The 17,290-nt window shown below is 59.7% G+C and carries 14 protein-coding genes; 9 read left to right on the top strand and 5 right to left on the bottom strand.

The annotated features are described in order from the left end of the window. Window positions 1-24: 24 nt before the first annotated feature. The 4 genes from AAEZ06_RS01320 to gatC form a co-directional block, all read right to left on the bottom strand. A complete protein-coding gene (locus AAEZ06_RS01320; protein ID WP_149410869.1) occupies window positions 25-396 on the bottom strand; it encodes a septal ring lytic transglycosylase RlpA family protein in 372 nt (123 codons plus the stop codon). 155 nt (window positions 397-551) lie between these two features. Beyond that, window positions 552-1,997 carry an Asp-tRNA(Asn)/Glu-tRNA(Gln) amidotransferase subunit GatB gene (gene gatB, locus AAEZ06_RS01315; RefSeq protein WP_149410870.1) on the bottom strand — a complete coding sequence of 482 codons (1,446 nt, stop codon included), beginning with the start codon at window positions 1,995-1,997 and terminating at the stop codon, window positions 552-554. 10 nt (window positions 1,998-2,007) lie between these two features. Then, window positions 2,008-3,459, bottom strand: a complete 1,452-nt coding sequence (gene gatA, locus AAEZ06_RS01310; protein ID WP_149410871.1) for an Asp-tRNA(Asn)/Glu-tRNA(Gln) amidotransferase subunit GatA — start codon at window positions 3,457-3,459, stop codon at window positions 2,008-2,010. Window positions 3,460-3,475: 16 nt separating this feature from the next. Beyond that, window positions 3,476-3,763, bottom strand: a complete 288-nt coding sequence (gene gatC / locus AAEZ06_RS01305; RefSeq protein ID WP_133099893.1) for an Asp-tRNA(Asn)/Glu-tRNA(Gln) amidotransferase subunit GatC — start codon at window positions 3,761-3,763, stop codon at window positions 3,476-3,478. A 210-nt stretch (window positions 3,764-3,973) separates the two neighbouring features. Between gatC and mreB the strand changes: the two genes are divergently transcribed. The 8 genes from mreB (at window position 3,974) to tldD (ending at window position 15,160) form a co-directional block, all read left to right on the top strand. Then, the gene (mreB, locus tag AAEZ06_RS01300; protein WP_002555108.1) at window positions 3,974-5,011 is read left to right on the top strand and encodes a rod shape-determining protein MreB; all 1,038 of its coding nucleotides are present in this window, start codon (window positions 3,974-3,976) and stop codon (window positions 5,009-5,011) included. A 139-nt stretch (window positions 5,012-5,150) separates the two neighbouring features. Next, window positions 5,151-6,236: a rod shape-determining protein MreC gene (mreC, locus tag AAEZ06_RS01295; protein WP_149410872.1), complete on the top strand. Its 1,086-nt coding sequence runs from the start codon at window positions 5,151-5,153 to the stop codon at window positions 6,234-6,236. Then, window positions 6,236-6,724, top strand: coding sequence for a rod shape-determining protein MreD (gene mreD, locus AAEZ06_RS01290; RefSeq protein WP_149410873.1), 489 nt, complete (start codon window positions 6,236-6,238; stop codon window positions 6,722-6,724). Before mreC ends, mreD begins: the two co-directional genes overlap by 1 nt. Window positions 6,725-6,775: 51 nt before the next feature. After that, entirely contained in the window at window positions 6,776-7,372 is a 597-nt protein-coding gene (locus tag AAEZ06_RS01285) for a Maf family protein (RefSeq protein ID WP_149410874.1), read from the top strand. 68 nt (window positions 7,373-7,440) lie between these two features. Continuing rightward, window positions 7,441-8,898 carry a ribonuclease G gene (rng, locus tag AAEZ06_RS01280; RefSeq protein ID WP_133099889.1) on the top strand — a complete coding sequence of 486 codons (1,458 nt, stop codon included), beginning with the start codon at window positions 7,441-7,443 and terminating at the stop codon, window positions 8,896-8,898. A 90-nt stretch (window positions 8,899-8,988) separates the two neighbouring features. After that, a complete protein-coding gene (locus tag AAEZ06_RS01275; protein ID WP_149410875.1) occupies window positions 8,989-12,804 on the top strand; it encodes a YhdP family protein in 3,816 nt (1,271 codons plus the stop codon). A gap of 48 nt (window positions 12,805-12,852) precedes the next feature. Beyond that, entirely contained in the window at window positions 12,853-13,701 is an 849-nt protein-coding gene (locus AAEZ06_RS01270; protein WP_350612524.1) for a carbon-nitrogen hydrolase family protein, read from the top strand. A 16-nt stretch (window positions 13,702-13,717) separates the two neighbouring features. Further along, on the top strand, window positions 13,718-15,160 hold the full coding sequence (tldD, locus tag AAEZ06_RS01265) for a metalloprotease TldD (RefSeq protein ID WP_350612522.1): 1,443 nt from the start codon (window positions 13,718-13,720) through the stop codon (window positions 15,158-15,160). Between the two features lie 44 nt (window positions 15,161-15,204). On the opposite strand, the gene yjgA is transcribed toward tldD, so the two are convergent. Then, entirely contained in the window at window positions 15,205-15,726 is a 522-nt protein-coding gene (gene yjgA / locus AAEZ06_RS01260; RefSeq protein WP_149410878.1) for a ribosome biogenesis factor YjgA, read from the bottom strand. Window positions 15,727-15,834: 108 nt separating this feature from the next. Here yjgA and pmbA point away from each other — a divergent pair, with 108 nt between their 5' ends. Next, window positions 15,835-17,181 (top strand): metalloprotease PmbA, encoded by a 1,347-nt coding sequence (pmbA, locus tag AAEZ06_RS01255; protein WP_149410879.1) that lies wholly within the window; start codon window positions 15,835-15,837, stop codon window positions 17,179-17,181. Window positions 17,182-17,290: the final 109 nt, after the last annotated feature.

Here is a 17,290-nt window from a genome sequence, read left to right as displayed (position 1 = left end):
CGGAAATGGTCAGGGCTCCCTCGGTCAGTCGTTCAGGGCTTGCACGCGAACGCGCGCGGTCCCGCTGCGCAGCATACCCAACTGCTCGGCGGCTTTGCGTGAAAGATCAATCAGGCGGCCACGGGTGTGTGGGCCACGGTCGTTGATGCGGACCACGACGCTTTTATCGTTACTGAGGTTGGTGACCTGCACCCGCGTGCCAAAGGGCAGGCGAGGATGGGCAGCAGTCAGGGCATTCTGGTTGAAGGGTTCACCGCTGGCGGTGCGTTTGCCGTGGTGTTTGGCGCCGTAATAGGAGGCGGTGCCGGTTTCGTCGTAGCCGTTGGGGTCGATGAGGCCGCTGGCGCAACCGGTGAGCAGAGAGAACAGGGCCCAGAGGCCGAGTAGACGCTTCATTCAAGATGTCCCCGAAATTAATGCGGGAACCGACTTGTGTGGGATCTGGCTTGCCTGCGATAGCATCACCTCAGTGTCTTTGACAGACCGAGGCGTTTGCATCGCGGGCAAGCCAGATCCCACACAAGCCGGTTCCTACAGAGAGGCCGCCGCTATCAGCCTTCGAGTTTGCTTTTCAGCAGTTCGTTGACCTGTTGCGGGTTGGCCTTGCCTTTGGAGGCTTTCATCGCCTGGCCGACAAAGAAGCCGAACATTTTGCCGCGCTTGGCTTCATCCGCCGCACGGTATTGTTCGACCTGTTCGGTGTTGGCTGCCAGCATCTCGTCGAGCACCGCCGAGATCGCGCCGCTGTCAGTCACTTGCTTGAGGCCGCGCTTATCGATGATCTCGTCAGCGCTGCCTTCGCCTGCGGCCATGGCTTCAAACACGGTCTTGGCGATTTTGCCGGAGATGGTGTTGTCCTTTATCCGCAGCAACATGCCGCCCAATTGCTCGGCTGAGACTGGAGCTTCGTCGATTTCCAGGCCCTGTTTGTTCAACAGGCTGCCCAGCTCAACCATCACCCAGTTAGCCGCCAGCTTGGCGTCGCTGGCGATGCTTACCACTTTCTCGAAGTAGTTCGCTTGCTCGCGGCTTGAAGCCAGCACGCTGGCGTCGTAGACCGACAGGCCGAACTGTTCCTGGAAGCGCTCGCGTTTTTGCGGTGGCAACTCCGGCAGGGTCGCGCGGATGTCCGTGAGGAATGAATCCTCGATGATCACCGGCAACAGGTCTGGATCGGGGAAGTAACGGTAGTCGTTGGCTTCCTCCTTGCTGCGCATGGAGCGGGTTTCGTCTTTGCTCGGGTCGTACAGGCGGGTCTGCTGGATCACCTTGCCGCCGTCTTCGATCAGTTCGATCTGACGACGTACTTCGGTGTTGATCGCCTTCTCGATGAAACGGAACGAGTTGACGTTCTTGATCTCGCAGCGGGTGCCGTACTCGGCCTGACCTTTTGGACGGATCGACACGTTGCAGTCACAACGCAACGAGCCTTCGGCCATGTTGCCGTCGCAGATGCCCAGGTAGCGCACCAGTGCGTGGACCGCCTTGACGTATGCCACGGCTTCCTTGGCGCTGCGCATGTCTGGCTCGGAGACGATTTCCAGCAGTGGCGTGCCAGCACGGTTCAGGTCGATGCCGGTAGCGCCATTGAACTCTTCATGCAGGCTTTTGCCGGCATCTTCTTCCAGGTGCGCGCGCGTGATGCCGACGCGTTTGACTGTGCCGTCTTCCATCGGGATGTCCAGGTGGCCCTTGCCGACAATCGGCAATTCCATCTGGCTGATCTGGTAGCCCTTGGGCAGGTCCGGGTAGAAGTAGTTCTTGCGGGCGAATACGTTGTGCTGACCGATCTCGGCATCAATTGCCAGGCCGAACATCACCGCCATGCGCACCGCTTCCTGGTTCAGCACCGGCAACACGCCGGGCATGCCCAGGTCTACCAGGCTGGCCTGGGTATTGGGCCCTGCGCCGAACGTGGTGGCGCTGCCGGAGAAAATCTTTGATTGGGTGGCGAGCTGGGTATGAATCTCCAGCCCGATCACGACTTCCCATTGCATAGTGTTCTCCTCAGAAGCCAGTAGGGGTGCGAGTGTGCCAGTCAGTGTTCAACTGGTACTGGTGCGCCACATTGAGCAGGCGGCCTTCCTGGAAATACGGGGCGAGCAATTGCACGCCGACCGGCAGACCGTCGACGAAACCTGCTGGCATGGACAAGCCCGGCAGACCCGCGAGGTTGGCAGTGATGGTGTAGAAGTCTTCCAGATACGCGGCAATTGGGTCGTCGTTCTTGGCGCCGATCTTCCATGCCGGGTTGGGCGTGGTTGGGCCGAGAATCACATCGACTTCTTCAAACGCAGCCATGAAATCGTTCTTGACCAGGCGGCGGATTTTTTGCGCCTTGAGGTAGTACGCGTCGTAGTAGCCGGCTGACAGAGCGTAGGCGCCGACCATGATCCGGCGCTGTACTTCGGCGCCGAAACCTTCGCCACGGGAGCGCTTATAAAGGTCGGTGAGGTCTTTCGGGTCTTCGCAGCGATAACCGAAGCGTACGCCGTCGAACCGCGACAGGTTGGAGGAAGCTTCTGCCGGGGCAATCACGTAATAAGCAGCAATCGCATGCTGGTTGTTAGGCAGGCTGATTTCCTTGATCACTGCGCCGAGCTTTTCCAGCTCCTTGACGCTGTTGTGCACCAGTTCAGCGATGCGCGGGTCGAGGCCGGCGCTGAAATACTCTTTCGGCACGCCAATGCGCAGGCCTTTGATCGAGGTATTGAGGCTGGCACTGTAGTCCGGCACCGGTTCATCGATGCTGGTGGAGTCCTGCGCATCGAAGCCTGCCATGCCTTGTAACAATATTGCGCAGTCTTCGGCAGTGCGCGCCAAAGGACCGCCCTGATCGAGACTGGAGGCGTAGGCAATCATGCCCCAGCGGGAAACACGACCGTAGGTCGGTTTCAGTCCGGTGAGGTTGGTGAACGCTGCCGGCTGGCGGATCGATCCGCCGGTATCGGTGGCCGTGGCGGCAGGTATCAGACGAGCTGCAACTGCCGCAGCCGAACCACCGGATGAACCACCGGGCACGTGTTCCAGGTTCCACGGGTTTTTCACCGCGCCGTAGTAGCTCGACTCGTTGGCCGAACCCATGGCGAATTCGTCCATGTTGGTCTTGCCCAGGGTTACAGACCCGGCAGCGGCCAGCTTGGCGACCACGGTGGCGTCGTAGGGCGCCTTGAAGTTGTCGAGCATCTTGGAGCCGCAGCTGGTGCGAATACCCAAGGTGCAGAACAAGTCCTTGTGGGCAATCGGTGCGCCCAGCAGGGCGCCATTTTCACCGTTGGCGCGACGGGCGTCGGCGGCTTTGGCCTGGCTCAGGGCCAGTTCTTCGGTGAGGCTGATGAAGCTGTTGACCTTTGGATCGAGCTCGGCGATACGGGCCAGTAGGGTCTTGGTCAGCTCTTCGGATGAAAACTTTTTATCGGCGAGACCGCGGGCGATCTCGGCCAGAGTCAATTGATGCATTGCAGGCTCTTTCCCTTTAGTCGATGACTTTCGGAACCAGATACAGGCCGTTTTCGACCGCTGGTGCGATGGACTGGTAGGCCTCGCGATGATTGCATTCGGTCACGACGTCAGCGCGCAGGCGCTGGCTGGCTTCCAGTGGGTGAGCCAGGGGCTCGATGCCGTCGGTATTGACGGCCTGCATTTGGTCAACCAGCCCGAGAATGCTGTTCAGGGCTGCGGTGGTCTGTGGAAGATCGGCTTCATTAAGGCCCAGGCAGGCCAAATGAGCGATTTTTTCCACGTCGGAGCGTTCAAGCGCCATGGGATTCTCCAGTGGAAAACAGAACGGAAGCTATCCGTGTGTTAGATTGTCGGAACACTACCGCATTTCTACGGTCATATGGCCGCGATTGTGGGGGTTGGTGCACAGAAAGTCGGCTAATTTAACATATTGGCGCCTTGCCCAAAATCCCTGTCGTTGTTAGAGTTTGCCGCACTTTTTTACCCACGCGTTGCCTAGGGTCCCTTTCCCATGTTCAAGAAACTGCGTGGCATGTTTTCCAGCGATCTTTCCATCGACCTGGGCACTGCCAACACCCTTATTTACGTGCGCGAGCGCGGTATCGTCCTGAATGAGCCATCGGTTGTGGCCATTCGGACCCATGGTAATCAGAAAAGTGTCGTTGCCGTCGGCACCGAGGCCAAGCGCATGCTCGGCCGTACACCAGGCAATATTGCTGCCATTCGTCCTATGAAGGATGGTGTGATTGCCGACTTCAGCGTCTGCGAGAAGATGCTGCAGTACTTCATTAACAAGGTTCACGAAAACAGCTTTCTGCAGCCCAGCCCTCGTGTGCTGATCTGCGTTCCGTGCAAATCCACCCAGGTGGAGCGTCGTGCCATCCGTGAATCGGCCCTTGGTGCCGGTGCTCGTGAAGTGTTCTTGATCGAAGAGCCTATGGCTGCTGCGATCGGTGCCGGCCTGCCGGTTGAAGAAGCTCGCGGTTCGATGGTGGTGGATATCGGTGGCGGCACCACTGAAATCGCCCTGATTTCCCTCAATGGTGTGGTGTATGCCGAATCCGTGCGGGTTGGCGGCGATCGCTTCGACGAAGCGATCATCACCTACGTGCGTCGCAACTACGGCAGCCTGATCGGCGAATCGACCGCCGAGCGCATCAAACAGGAAATCGGCACCGCTTATCCGGGCGGCGAAGTTCGCGAAGTTGATGTTCGCGGTCGCAACCTGGCCGAAGGCGTTCCACGTGCCTTCACCCTGAACTCCAATGAAGTGCTGGAGGCTCTGCAAGAGTCCCTGGCCACCATCGTTCAGGCTGTGAAGAGCGCCCTGGAGCAATCGCCGCCGGAACTGGCTTCCGATATCGCCGAGCGTGGCCTGGTACTGACCGGTGGTGGCGCCTTGTTGCGCGACCTCGACAAGTTGCTGGCCCAGGAAACCGGTTTGCCGGTGATCGTCGCCGAAGACCCGTTGACCTGCGTCGCTCGTGGCGGTGGCCGTGCACTGGAAATGATGGATAAACACACCATGGACCTGCTCTCCAGCGAATAAGATTCCCTGGATCGTTCATGCTTCGCCCGCAGGCAGCACTTTGCAGTGCTGCCTGTTGGCGTTTATCTTCTTCAATCTGCATCCAGGCCGGTTTGATGCCGTATGAATAAAGTAAACATTTGCCTGGGAGGAGCGGCCTATTAAACCGCTTTTCGCCAAGGGTCCCTCGTTGGGCGTGCGCCTGTTGGTGCTGGTCGTGCTATCGGTCGCGCTGATGGTGGTCGATGCCCGCTTCACACTGCTCAAGCCAGTGCGTAGTCAGATGTCGCTGGTTTTGATGCAGTCCTACTGGATCACTGACCTGCCGCAACGGCTATGGCAAGGTGTGGCCAGCCAGTTTGGCAGCCGGACCGAACTGGTCGCCGAGAACGAAAAACTCAAAACTGAAAACCTGCTGCTGCAAGGGCGCATGCAAAAGCTCGCGGCTCTGACGGAGCAGAACGTTCGGCTGCGCGAGTTGCTCAACTCTTCCGCGCTGGTCAACGAGAAGGTCGAAGTGGCCGAGTTGATCGGCATGGACCCCAACCCCTTCACCCATCGCATCATCATCAACAAGGGTGAGCGCGACGGCGTGGTTCTTGGCCAGCCGGTGCTCGATGCCCGTGGTTTGATGGGCCAGGTGGTGGAGTTGATGCCGTACACCTCCCGGGTACTTTTGCTCACAGATACGACCCACAGCATTCCGGTACAAGTTAACCGCAATGGCCTGCGGGCGATTGCCAGCGGTACCGGTAACCCGGAACGCCTGGAATTGCGTCATGTAGCGGATACCGCCGATATCAAGGAAGGCGACCTGTTGGTCAGTTCCGGCCTGGGTCAGCGTTTCCCTGCGGGCTATCCCGTGGCGACGGTCAAGGAAGTGATCCACGACTCCGGCCAGCCGTTCGCCATTGTCCGCGCCGTGCCCACAGCCGCGTTGAACCGCAGCCGCTACCTGCTGCTGGTGTTCAGCGACAACCGCACCGCGGAAGAGCGCGCTAACGAGGCCGCCCAGGCTCAGGAAGCGCAAGACAAGCAAAACGCTGTCACGCCGATCATTCCTGCGACGGTGCCTAAACCGGCTGTGCCTGGCACGCCTGCGGCGATACCGGCTGCTGCCGCGCCAGTGGCAACCCCGGCCAACCCCGTGGTTCCCGGTTCGCGTCCCGCCAAGCCACCTGTGACACCCCCCGCAGCCAAACCACCGGCTGCGGCTCCTGCAACCACTCGGCAGAGGGCACAATAATGGCCGGCACTCACTCTAGTAATGGCTGGATCGTCTGGCTGACCTTCGCCGTTGGCCTGTTGCTCAGCGTTTCACCGCTGCCGCAATTCATGGAAATCCTGCGCCCGCTATGGTTGGCATTGCTGCTGGCATTCTGGTCGCTGGCGATGCCTCACAAGGTTGGCATGGTCACGGCAATGTGCCTGGGGCTGGCGGAAGACGTACTGTATGGCACGCTGCTCGGCCAGAACGCCCTGATCCTGACCCTGATTACCTTCCTGGTGTTGTCGTTGCAGCAGCGCTTGCGAATGTTCCCGATGTGGCAGCAGTGCCTGGTGATCCTGGTGATCTTCGGCCTGGCCCAACTGGTGCAATTGTGGCTCAGCGCCCTGACCGGCAACCGCCAACCAACGCTGGCGCTGGTGCTGCCGGCCTTGGTCAGTGCCTTGCTCTGGCCCTGGATCAGCTTTGGCCTGCGTGGCTTGAGTCGCCGCTATAAAATCAATTGAACGGATCGCGAGGCTCTGCCTGGTTATCGAACCCTACAGGGAGAGTCTGGAATGAACTCGCTTTATCTGGCATCCGGCTCACCTCGGCGGCGTGAACTGCTGGCACAAATCGGTGTGCCTTTCACTGTAGTCAGTGCCGCTATTGATGAAACTCCCCTGACAGATGAATTGCCTGCGTCCTACGTCGAACGCTTGGCTCGTGGCAAGGCTGCGGCGGGCTTGGCTGCGTTGGCGGATGCTTCGGGCGCCTGTGTACTGGGTGCCGATACGGCAGTGGTCCTCGACGGCCGGATACTCGGCAAACCGCTGGATCAGGCCGACGCCCTGGCCATGTTGCTGGCTCTTTCTGATCGTGAACATGAAGTCCTCACCGCCATCGCCCTGCTGGATGATCAGTGTTGCGAAACGCGGCTGGTCAGCAGTCGCGTGCGCTTTCGCCAGATCTCAGCGCAGGAAGCCACCACTTACTGGCACAGCGGCGAACCTCAGGACAAGGCCGGCGGCTATGCTATCCAAGGGTTGGCGGCTGTGTTTGTGGCTGGACTCAATGGCAGTTATTCCGCCGTCGTCGGTTTGCCCGTATGCGAAACCTTCGAGGTGCTGGGCCATTTCGGCATACCCTGTTGGCAAAATCTTAGCGCGTGCTAAACGCCTACCCCAGCGCCAAACCCAAGCGATCGGCCACTATTGTGAAAACGCCTGAACGAGACCCAGCCATGAGTGAAGAGATTCTGATCAATATCACGCCGATGGAATCGCGCGTGGCGGTGGTAGAAAACGGTGTTCTGCAAGAAGTGCATGTCGAGCGCACCCAGAAGCGCGGGATCGTTGGCAATATCTATAAAGGCAAGGTCGTGCGGGTGTTGCCGGGCATGCAGGCGGCGTTCGTCGACATCGGCCTGGACCGTGCGGCGTTTATCCATGCCTCGGAAATCTCTCTGCGCGAAGGCCCGGCTGTCGAAAGCATCAGCGCCTTGGTGCATGAAGGGCAAAGCCTGGTGGTACAAGTCACCAAGGACCCGATCGGCTCCAAGGGCGCGCGCCTGACCACCCAGTTGTCGATTCCCTCACGTTATCTGGTGTACATGCCACGCACTGCCCACGTGGGAATCTCCCTGAAAATCGAAGATGAAGGCGAGCGTGAGCGTCTGAAAAGGGTCGTCAGCGACTGCGTTGCCCTGGAAGGTATCAAGGAGGCTGGTGGCTTTATCCTGCGTACCGCTGCGGAGGGTGCCGGTGCTGATGAAATTCTCATGGATATCCGCTACCTGCGCCGTCTTTGGGATCAGATCGCTGCCCAGATCAAGACGATTGGCGCGCCGAGTGTCATCTATGAAGACCTCGGCCTGGCGCTGCGTACTCTGCGAGATTTGGTCAGCCCAAAGATCGAGAAAATTCGGATCGATTCGCGGGAAACCTTCCAGCGCACCACGCAATTTGTCGCTGAGTTGATGCCGGAAATTGCCGACCGCCTGGAGCACTACCCAGGCGAGCGGCCGATTTTCGACCTGTATGGCGTCGAGGACGAAATCCAGAAAGCCCTGGAACGCAAGGTGCCGCTCAAGTCTGGGGGCTACCTGGTGGTAGACCCGGCGGAAGCCATGAGCACCATCGACGTCAACACTGGGGCTTTTGTCGGCCATCGCAACCTTGAAGAAACCATCTTTAAGACCAACCTCGAAGCGGCCACCGCCATCGCCCGCCAACTGCGTCTGCGCAATCTTGGCGGGATCATCATCATCGACTTCATCGACATGGAAGATGAAGAGCATCAGCGCCAAGTATTGCGCACTCTGGAAAAACAGCTGGAGCGCGACCACGCCAAGACCAACATCATCGGTATCACCGAGTTGGGCCTGGTGCAGATGACCCGCAAGCGCACCCGCGAAAGCCTTGAACAAGTGCTGTGTGAGCCGTGCAGCAGTTGCCAGGGGCGCGGCAAGTTGAAAACCCCGGAAACGGTTTGCTACGAGATTTTTCGGGAAATCTTACGAGAGGCGCGGGCCTATCAGGCCGAAGGCTATAGAGTTCTGGCTAACCAGAAGGTGGTTGATCGGCTGCTGGACGAAGAGTCAGGCAACGTTGCGGAGCTGGAAGGCTTTATTGGCCGCACGATTCGCTTTCAGGTTGAAACCATGTACTCCCAGGAACAATACGACGTGGTGTTGCTCTGATCCGCTGTGCTGCTTTTCCATTTGATCGTTTTTTACGAGACCGACAGACCTTGATCTGTCGTCCGACTATTGTCTTGAGGGTCGCCTGACATGGAGCGTCTGATACGCTTTTTTGCCGCATTGACCCGCTGGGGCCTCGGCCTGTGTGCCTTGCTGCTGGTACTGGCGGCGGTCTACGTCAGCCTGGGCCGTGAATTGACGCCCCTGGTGGCCGAATACCGTGGCGAAATCGAAGCCAAGGCCCGTGCCGCCGTTGATATGCCCTTGAGCATCGGCAGCCTGGAAGGGCGCTGGAGCGGCTTTGCGCCGGTATTGTTCGCCCATGACGTGATGGTTGGCGAAGGCAGCAGTGCCTTGCGCCTGGATCAGGTGCAAGTGGTACCCGACCTCTGGGCCAGCCTGTTGGCGCGGGAAGTGCGCATCGCCAACCTGGAAGTCAGCGGCCTGCAGGTCAGCGTGAAAGAGGACAAGGACGGCCACTGGGCACTGCAAGGCTTGCCGATGCAGGACGGTCAGCCTCTGGAACCAGAGCAACTGCTCAAACGTATGCAGGTGGTAGCGCAAGTGTCACTGCTCGACAGCCAGGTGACCTTGCAGCCCTTCGATCAGGCGCCGTTGACCCTGACTTACGTTGGTGTGAGCCTGAAAACTGGCGCTACGCGACAACGCTTGGAAGCCCGTTTGACGTTACCGGACGGTCAGCCTCTGGCGCTAAGTTTGCGTACCCGAATCCGGGCCAGCCAATGGAAGGACGGTGAAGTCCAGGCTTACTTGAGTTTGCCGCAAAGTGATTGGGCTCGCTGGATTCCGGCCAAACTGACCCAGCAATGGAAACTCAGTGAGTTGAAGGCAGGTGGCGAGTTCTGGCTGACCTGGAACAAGGGCACCATACAAAGCGCAGTCGCGCGCCTCAATGCTCCGCAACTAAAGGGTCGTTACGCCGAGCGCAAGCCCGCCCATATTGAGAACCTTGCGCTCACAGCTTACCTGCAGCGTAGTGACAGTGGCCTCAAGGTGGTCTTCGATTCGCTGGCGATGAACCTGGGGGACACCCGCTGGGAAACCCGCCTGAAATTGCAGCAGACATTGGCCTCTGGCAGCGCCCAGGAAGTCTGGAACCTGCAGGCAGATCGCCTGGACCTTACGCCTATTACCCCTTTGCTCAATGCCCTGGTACCGTTACCGGAGGGTGTGGCCGCAGCGGTCGAACACCTGAAGGCTACCGGGATGCTGCGCAATGTCCTGGCAGATTATCGACCCCAGGACACCACTGATCAGCAGGTCAGTTTTGCCGCCAACCTTGATCGAGTCGGTTTCGATGCCTATTTCGGCGCGCCGGCTGCCCGCAACGTCACCGGTAGCATCAGCGGCGATTTGGGGAAGGGCGAGTTACGCATGGACAGCAAGGACTTTTCCCTGCACCTGTTTCCGATTTTTGCCAAGCCCTGGCAGTACATTCAGGCCAACGCTCGCCTGACCTGGACGCTGGATAAAGACGGCTTCACCCTGATTGCGCCGTACATCAAGGTGCTGGGGGAAGAAGGCAAGGTTGCCGCCGACTTCCTGATTCGCCTGCGTTTCGACCACAGCCAGGAAGACTATATGGACCTGCGGGTCGGCATGGTCGATGGCGACGGGCGTTTCACACCCAAGTACTTGCCAGCTGTGTTGAGTCCGGCCCTGGATGAATGGCTGCGTACGGCGATTCTCAAGGGCGCGGTGGACGAAGGTTTCTTCCAGTATCAAGGCTCGCTGGACCACGATGCCTTGGCCGCCTCGCGCAATATCAGTTTGTTCTTCAAGGTGCACGACGCCGAACTGGCGTTCCAGCCGGGCTGGCCCCATGTCGGCAAGGTTGCTGGTGAAGTGTTTGTCGAGGAGACCGGTGTTCGCATCCTGGCCAGCAAGGGCCAGTTGCTCGACACCAAGGTCAAGGATATCTACGTCAATATTCCCCATGCCCCCAGCGGCCAGGACAGTCATCTGCTGCTCACCGGCGGGTTTGCCGGTGGCTTGGGCGATGGCCTGAAAATCCTCCAGGAAGCGCCAATCGGCACGGCTTCGACTTTTGCTGGCTGGAAAGGCGACGGTGACCTGCAGGGCAAGCTGGACCTGGATATTCCCCTGGCCAAGGGTGCAGAGCCGAAAATCGTAGTGGACTTCAAAACTGACAAGGCGCGCCTGCAGCTGGCCGAGCCAGTCCTGGATCTGAGCCAGCTCAAGGGGGATTTCCGCTTTGACAGCGCCAAGGGTTTGAGCGGCCAGAACATCACTGCTCAAGCCTTCGACCGGCCGATCACTGCGCAAATTTTTGCCGATGGCAAGCCGGGGAACATCAGCACCCGGGTAACAGCCAAGGGACAGGTGACGGTGAAGAGGCTCGCCGACTGGCTGAAGGTCAGTCAGCCGCTGCCGGTTTCCGGTGATATCCCTTATCAACTGCAACTCAACCTGGACGGTGCTGACAGTCAACTGATGGTCAGCTCCAATCTCAAGGGGGTGGCGGTGGAATTGCCGGCCCCGTTCGGCATGCCCGCCAGCCAGGGCCGTGACAGTGCGTTCCGCATGACTTTGCAGGGGGCGGAGCGTCGTTACTGGTTTGATTATGGCGAGCTGGCGAACTTTACCTTTGCCGCGCCGGCCGACAAGTTTGTCGAAGGTCGTGGCGAATTGTTCCTTGGCGATGGTGATGCGCTGTTGCCCGGCGGCAAAGGGTTGCGCATTCGGGGAGTGTTGTCGGAGCTGGATATCGACCCCTGGAAAAAACTGGTGGACCGCTACGCCGGCAATGATCCAGGCGGCAGCGCCAAGCAGTTGTTGAACGGGGCAGACTTCAAGATCGGCAAGTTGACCGGTTTTGGCACCCAGTTCGATCAGGTCAATTTGCAGTTGGACCGCAACCCAGCCACCTGGGCCATGCGGTTCGACAGCCAGCAAGCCAAAGGCACCGTGGGTCTGCCGGATGCCAAGGGTGCGCCGATTGCGATTAATCTGCAGTACGTGCGCTTGCCTGCGGTCGATCCCTCAGTGCAGGCCGATGAAAACGCACCAGATCCGCTGGCGGACGTTGATCCCAAGAACATCCCGGCGCTGGATATCGCCATCGATCAGTTGTTCCAGGGCCCGGATTTGATTGGTGCCTGGTCGTTGAAGATTCGCCCGACCGCCAAAGGCATGGCGTTCAACAGCCTGGACCTTGGCCTCAAGGGCATGCAGCTCAAAGGTGCCGGTGGTTGGGAAGGCGCGGCTGGCGCCAGCAGCAGTTGGTACAAGGGCCGGCTGGACGGCAAGAACATTGCCGATGTACTCAAGGGTTGGGGCTTTGCGCCGACCGTGACCAGCGAGGATTTCCATCTGGACGTCGATGGCCGCTGGCCAGGCTCACCCGCCTGGGTCGGCCCCAAGCGTTTCTCCGGCAGCCTGGACGCGAGCTTTCGCAAAGGCCAGTTCGTTGAAGTGGAGGGCGGCGCGCAGGCGCTGCGGGTGTTTGGTCTGTTGAACTTCAACTCGATTGGCCGGCGTTTGCGCCTGGACTTCTCGGACTTGCTCGGCAAGGGCCTGAGCTACGACCGGGTCAAAGGTTTGTTGGCCGCCAGTGACGGTGTTTTTGTCACCCGTGAGCCGATCATCCTGACCGGCCCTTCAAGCAACCTGGAGCTCAACGGCACCCTGGACCTGGTGTCGGATCGCGTCGCTGCCAAGCTGCTGGTGACCTTGCCGGTGACCAACAACCTGCCGATTGCCGCATTGATCGTCGGCGCGCCGGCCATTGGCGGCGCGCTGTTCCTGATCGACAAGCTGATTGGTGATCGGGTCTCACGTTTTGCCAGTGTGCAATACAAGGTCGAAGGCCCTTGGAAGGACCCGAAAATCAGCTTCGACAAGCCATTTGAAAAACCAAACTGAGTACCCGTGGAGTAGCATGGCCCCATGCTTTTTATGGAGTGTCGGTCCATGTCCCTTGCGGTAATTCAAATGGTCAGCCAGAGCGACATACTGGTCAACCTGGCCCAGGCCCGGCGTCTGCTGGAGCAGGCGGCGGCTGGCGGTGCACGGCTCGCGGTGTTGCCGGAGAACTTTGCCGCCATGGGCCGTCGCGATGTCGCCGATATCGGCCGCGCCGAAGCCTTGGGCGAAGGTCCTATCCTGCCATGGTTGAAACAGGCCGCCCGTGACCTCACCTTATGGATAGTGGCTGGCACTTTACCGTTGCCGCCGCTGGATCAGCCGGGCGCCAAGTCCAATGCCTGCTCGTTGCTGATCGATGATCACGGCGAGATCATAGCCCGCTATGACAAGCTGCACCTGTTCGATGTTGACGTGGCGGATGCCCGTGGACGTTATCGCGAATCCGATGACTATGCTTACGGTGGCCAGGTGGTGGTGGCGGATACGCCAGTGGGGCGCCTGGGATTGACGGTTTGCTATGACTTGCGTTTCCCGGAGCTGTACAGCGAATTGCGTGCAGCGGGCGCTGAGTTGATTACTGCACCGTCGGCATTTACTGCGGTGACCGGTGCGGCACACTGGGATGTGCTGATTCGCGCCCGAGCCATTGAAACCCAGTGCTACCTGCTGGCGGCGGCGCAGGGCGGCGTGCATCCAGGACCACGGGAAACCTTTGGCCACGCAGCAATTGTCGACCCTTGGGGGCGAGTGCTGACGCAACAAAATCAAGGCGAAGCGGTGTTGTTGGCCGAACGCGATAGCAGTGAACAGGCGTCGATACGGGCGCGCATGCCGGTGGCGGGCCACCGGCGCTTTTTCTCGCAGGGCGCGCAGCGACCTGCTTCAGAACGATGAATTTAAGGCCAAACCTATGAGCGAGTTGTTGTCCTCAGTCAGTGAACACCTCCTGGCGCCCGGTGGCGTGACCATCGAAAGCTTGCAAACCGTGCTGGGCGACCTGGCAGGTCCTGGTATCGATGCCGCCGACCTGTATTTCCAGGGCCAGATCTCCGAGTCCTGGGCCCTGGAAGATGGCATCGTCAAGGACGGCAGCTTCAGCCTCGACCAAGGTGTGGGCGTGCGTGCGCAATCGGGCGAGAAAACCGGGTTTGCCTACAGCAACGCTATCACCCTTGAAGCCCTCGGCCTTGCCGCCCGCGCCGCGCGTTCGATCTCCCGCGCCGGCCAGAACGGGACCGTTCAGGCATTCAGCACCCAGGACGTGACGCAACTGTATGGCCCGGATAACCCGCTGGAAGTGATCAGCCGCGCAGAAAAGGTTGAGTTGCTCAAGCGTGTAGATGCCGCGACCCGTGCCCTGGACCCGCGTATCCAGCAAGTGACCGTGAGCATGGCCGGTGTCTGGGAACGGATTCTGGTGGCTTCCACCGACGGCAGCCTGGCGGCGGATGTGCGGCCGCTGGTGCGTTTCAACGTCAGTGTGATCGTCGAGCAGAACGGTCGTCGCGAGCGCGGCGGACATGGCGGCGGCGGGCGTACGGATTATCGTTATTTTCTCACTGAAGACCGCGCCATGGGCTATGCCCGTGAAGCGCTGCGTCAGGCGCTGGTCAATCTGGAAGCTATTCCGGCACCCGCCGGCACCTTGCCGGTGGTACTGGGTTCCGGCTGGTCGGGAGTGTTGCTTCACGAAGCGGTGGGCCACGGCCTGGAAGGTGACTTCAACCGCAAGGGCAGTTCGGCCTACAGCGGGCGTATGGGCGAGATGGTTGCGTCCAAGCTTTGCACTATCGTCGATGACGGCACACTAGCCGGGCGTCGCGGTTCGCTGAGCATCGACGACGAAGGCACGCCTACCCAATGCACCACGTTGATCGAAAACGGTGTGCTCAAGGGCTATATGCAAGACAAGCTCAATGCCCGCCTGATGGGCGTGGCCCGCACCGGCAACGGCCGTCGCGAGTCCTACGCGCACTTGCCAATGCCGCGCATGACCAATACCTACATGCTCGCTGGCGAAAGCGACCCGGCGGAAATCATCGCCTCGGTGAAGCGCGGTATTTACTGCGCTAACCTCGGCGGCGGTCAGGTGGACATCACCAGCGGCAAGTTTGTGTTCTCCACCAGCGAGGCGTACTTGATCGAAAACGGCAAGATCACCGTGCCGGTCAAGGGTGCAACGTTGATTGGTAACGGTCCGGAAGCCATGAGCAAGGTGTCGATGGTCGGTAATGACTTGGCGCTGGACAGCGGGGTAGGGACGTGCGGCAAGGATGGGCAGTCGGTGCCGGTGGGTGTTGGCCAGCCAACCCTGAAGATTGATGCGATCACCGTGGGTGGCACGGGGTCGTAAGAAGGGAGCTTCGGGTGGCGAAGGCCGCCACCCGGGGAAGAGGATCAGCGCAGGCCGCGTTGAGTCTCGTCCAGCTCACGGATGTACTTGAAGATTTTACGGCCGGAAGCCGGTGGCTTGCTTTGCGCCAATTCGTGCTGGGCCTGACGGATCAGGGAGCGCAGTTGCTGACGGTCCGCATCGGGATACTCGATGACGAACTTCTCCAGGACACCGTCATCGCCTGCGATCAGGCGATCACGCCAGCGTTCCAGGTTGTGGAAGCGTTCGTTGTACTGGCGAGTGGAGTTATCCAGTTGATCGAGCAAGCTCAGAATGGCGTCAGTGTCCTGGTCGCGCATCAGTTTGCCGATGAACATAAGGTGCCGTTTACGCGCGATATTCGCGGTGTGCTTGGGCGCATCGGTCAAAGCCCGGCGCAGAGCGTCGGTCAATGGCAGTTTTGCCAGCAAGTCAGGCTTGAGTGTTGTAAGGCGCTCGCCGAGGCCAACCAGAGCATGCAGCTCACGTTTGACCTGGGTTTTGCTTTTCTCCCCATCGAGGGAGTCGTCGTAAGAATCAACCATGGTGGCAGTCCGCAAAGAAACGCCGCCATGATAACCAGTCGGGGGCCGCTTGTCCGGCCCGGTCGCTCGAAGGCCTTAACCGAAAGCAGAATTTGAGTGGAGAAAACCATGAGTGCAGCCCAAAGCGTCGGTCCACAAGCATTACCGGCACTGCAGGAACAAGTCGAGCAGATCATTGCCGAGGCCAAGCGCCAGGGCGCCAGTGCCTGTGAAGTGGCGGTGTCCCTGGAGCAGGGGCTGTCGACGTCGGTGCGTCAGCGGGAAGTGGAAACCGTTGAATTCAATCGCGACCAAGGGTTTGGCATCACCTTGTATGTGGGCCAGCGCAAAGGCTCGGCCAGTACATCCGCCAGCGGCCCGGAGGCGATTCGCGAAACCGTTGCGGCTGCCCTGGCCATCGCCAAACACACTTCGGAAGACGAAGCCTCGGGCCTGGCCGATGCTGCCTTGATGGCTCGGGACCTGAAAGATTTCGATCTGTTTCACGCCTGGGACATCACCCCGGAGCAGGCCATTGAGCAGGCGTTGACCTGCGAAGCGGCGGCGTTTGATACCGACAGCCGGATCAAGAACGCCGACGGTACTACCTTGAGTACCCACCAAGGCTGCCGTGTGTATGGCAATAGTCATGGTTTTATCGGTGGTTATGCGTCCACGCGCCACAGTCTTAGCTGCGTGATGATCGCAGAAGCCGATGGTCAGATGCAGCGCGACTACTGGTACGACGTGAACCGTCGGGGCGAGTTGCTGGCTGATCCGGCAAGCATCGGCCAGCGTGCAGCACAGCGGGCCGCGAGTCGTCTGGGCGCACGTCCGGTGCCGACTTGCGAAGTGCCGGTGCTGTTTTCCGCAGAATTGGCTGGCGGTTTGTTCGGCAGCTTTCTGGGGGCGATTTCCGGTGGCAACTTGTATCGCAAGTCGTCGTTTCTTGAAGGCGCGATTGGCCAGAAGCTGTTCCCGGAATGGTTGACCCTGGATGAGCGTCCTCATTTGATGGGCGCCATGGGCAGTTCAGCGTTCGATGGCGATGGCCTGGCCACCTATGCCAAGCCATTCGTCGAGAAAGGTGAGTTGGTCTCCTACGTGTTGGGTACTTACGGCGGGCGCAAGCTTGGCCTGCCAAGCACGGCCAACTCCGGAGGAGTTCACAATCTGTTTGTGACCCATGGCGACGAAGACCAGGCTGCGCTGTTGCGGCGCATGGGACGTGGACTGTTGGTCACTGAATTGATGGGCCATGGTTTGAATATGGTCACCGGCGATTACTCCCGTGGCGCGGCGGGTTTCTGGGTAGAAAACGGCGAAATTCAATTCGCCGTCCAGGAAGTGACCATTGCCGGCAATATGCGCGACATGTTCAAGCAGATTGTCGCGGTGGGAAATGATCTGGAACTGCGCAGCAACATTCGCACGGGCTCGGTGTTGATCGAGCGGATGACGGTCGCCGGCAGCTAAGCCTGCGACGCTTGAAAAAAGCGCGCCCCCATTGGGAGGCGCGCTTTTTTTGTGCCTGCAATACGGAAGGATTAGACGCTGCGCTTGTTTTGATTCTCGATATCATTTA

Source organism: Pseudomonas sp. HY7a-MNA-CIBAN-0227, assembly GCF_040310325.1.
Lineage (GTDB): Bacteria > Pseudomonadota > Gammaproteobacteria > Pseudomonadales > Pseudomonadaceae > Aquipseudomonas.
Note: the sequence above shows the minus strand (reverse complement) of the source record. Positions and strands in the feature narration are given on the sequence as shown.

Bases quoted from the DNA above. Each gene is read 5' to 3' on its own strand.
- AAEZ06_RS01320 (WP_149410869.1), bottom strand. From the start codon at position 396: ATGAAGCGTCTACTCGGCCTCTGGGCCCTGTTCTCTCTGCTCACCGGT.
- gatB (WP_149410870.1), bottom strand. From the start codon at position 1,997: ATGCAATGGGAAGTCGTGATCGGGCTGGAGATTCATACCCAGCTCGCC.
- gatA (WP_149410871.1), bottom strand. From the start codon at position 3,459: ATGCATCAATTGACTCTGGCCGAGATCGCCCGCGGTCTCGCCGATAAA.
- gatC (WP_133099893.1), bottom strand. From the start codon at position 3,763: ATGGCGCTTGAACGCTCCGACGTGGAAAAAATCGCTCATTTGGCCTGC.
- mreB (WP_002555108.1), top strand. From the start codon at position 3,974: ATGTTCAAGAAACTGCGTGGCATGTTTTCCAGCGATCTTTCCATCGAC.
- mreD (WP_149410873.1), top strand. From the start codon at position 6,236: ATGGCCGGCACTCACTCTAGTAATGGCTGGATCGTCTGGCTGACCTTC.
- AAEZ06_RS01285 (WP_149410874.1), top strand. From the start codon at position 6,776: ATGAACTCGCTTTATCTGGCATCCGGCTCACCTCGGCGGCGTGAACTG.
- rng (WP_133099889.1), top strand. From the start codon at position 7,441: ATGAGTGAAGAGATTCTGATCAATATCACGCCGATGGAATCGCGCGTG.
- AAEZ06_RS01275 (WP_149410875.1), top strand. From the start codon at position 8,989: ATGGAGCGTCTGATACGCTTTTTTGCCGCATTGACCCGCTGGGGCCTC.
- AAEZ06_RS01270 (WP_350612524.1), top strand. From the start codon at position 12,853: ATGTCCCTTGCGGTAATTCAAATGGTCAGCCAGAGCGACATACTGGTC.
- tldD (WP_350612522.1), top strand. From the start codon at position 13,718: ATGAGCGAGTTGTTGTCCTCAGTCAGTGAACACCTCCTGGCGCCCGGT.
- yjgA (WP_149410878.1), bottom strand. From the start codon at position 15,726: ATGGTTGATTCTTACGACGACTCCCTCGATGGGGAGAAAAGCAAAACC.
- pmbA (WP_149410879.1), top strand. From the start codon at position 15,835: ATGAGTGCAGCCCAAAGCGTCGGTCCACAAGCATTACCGGCACTGCAG.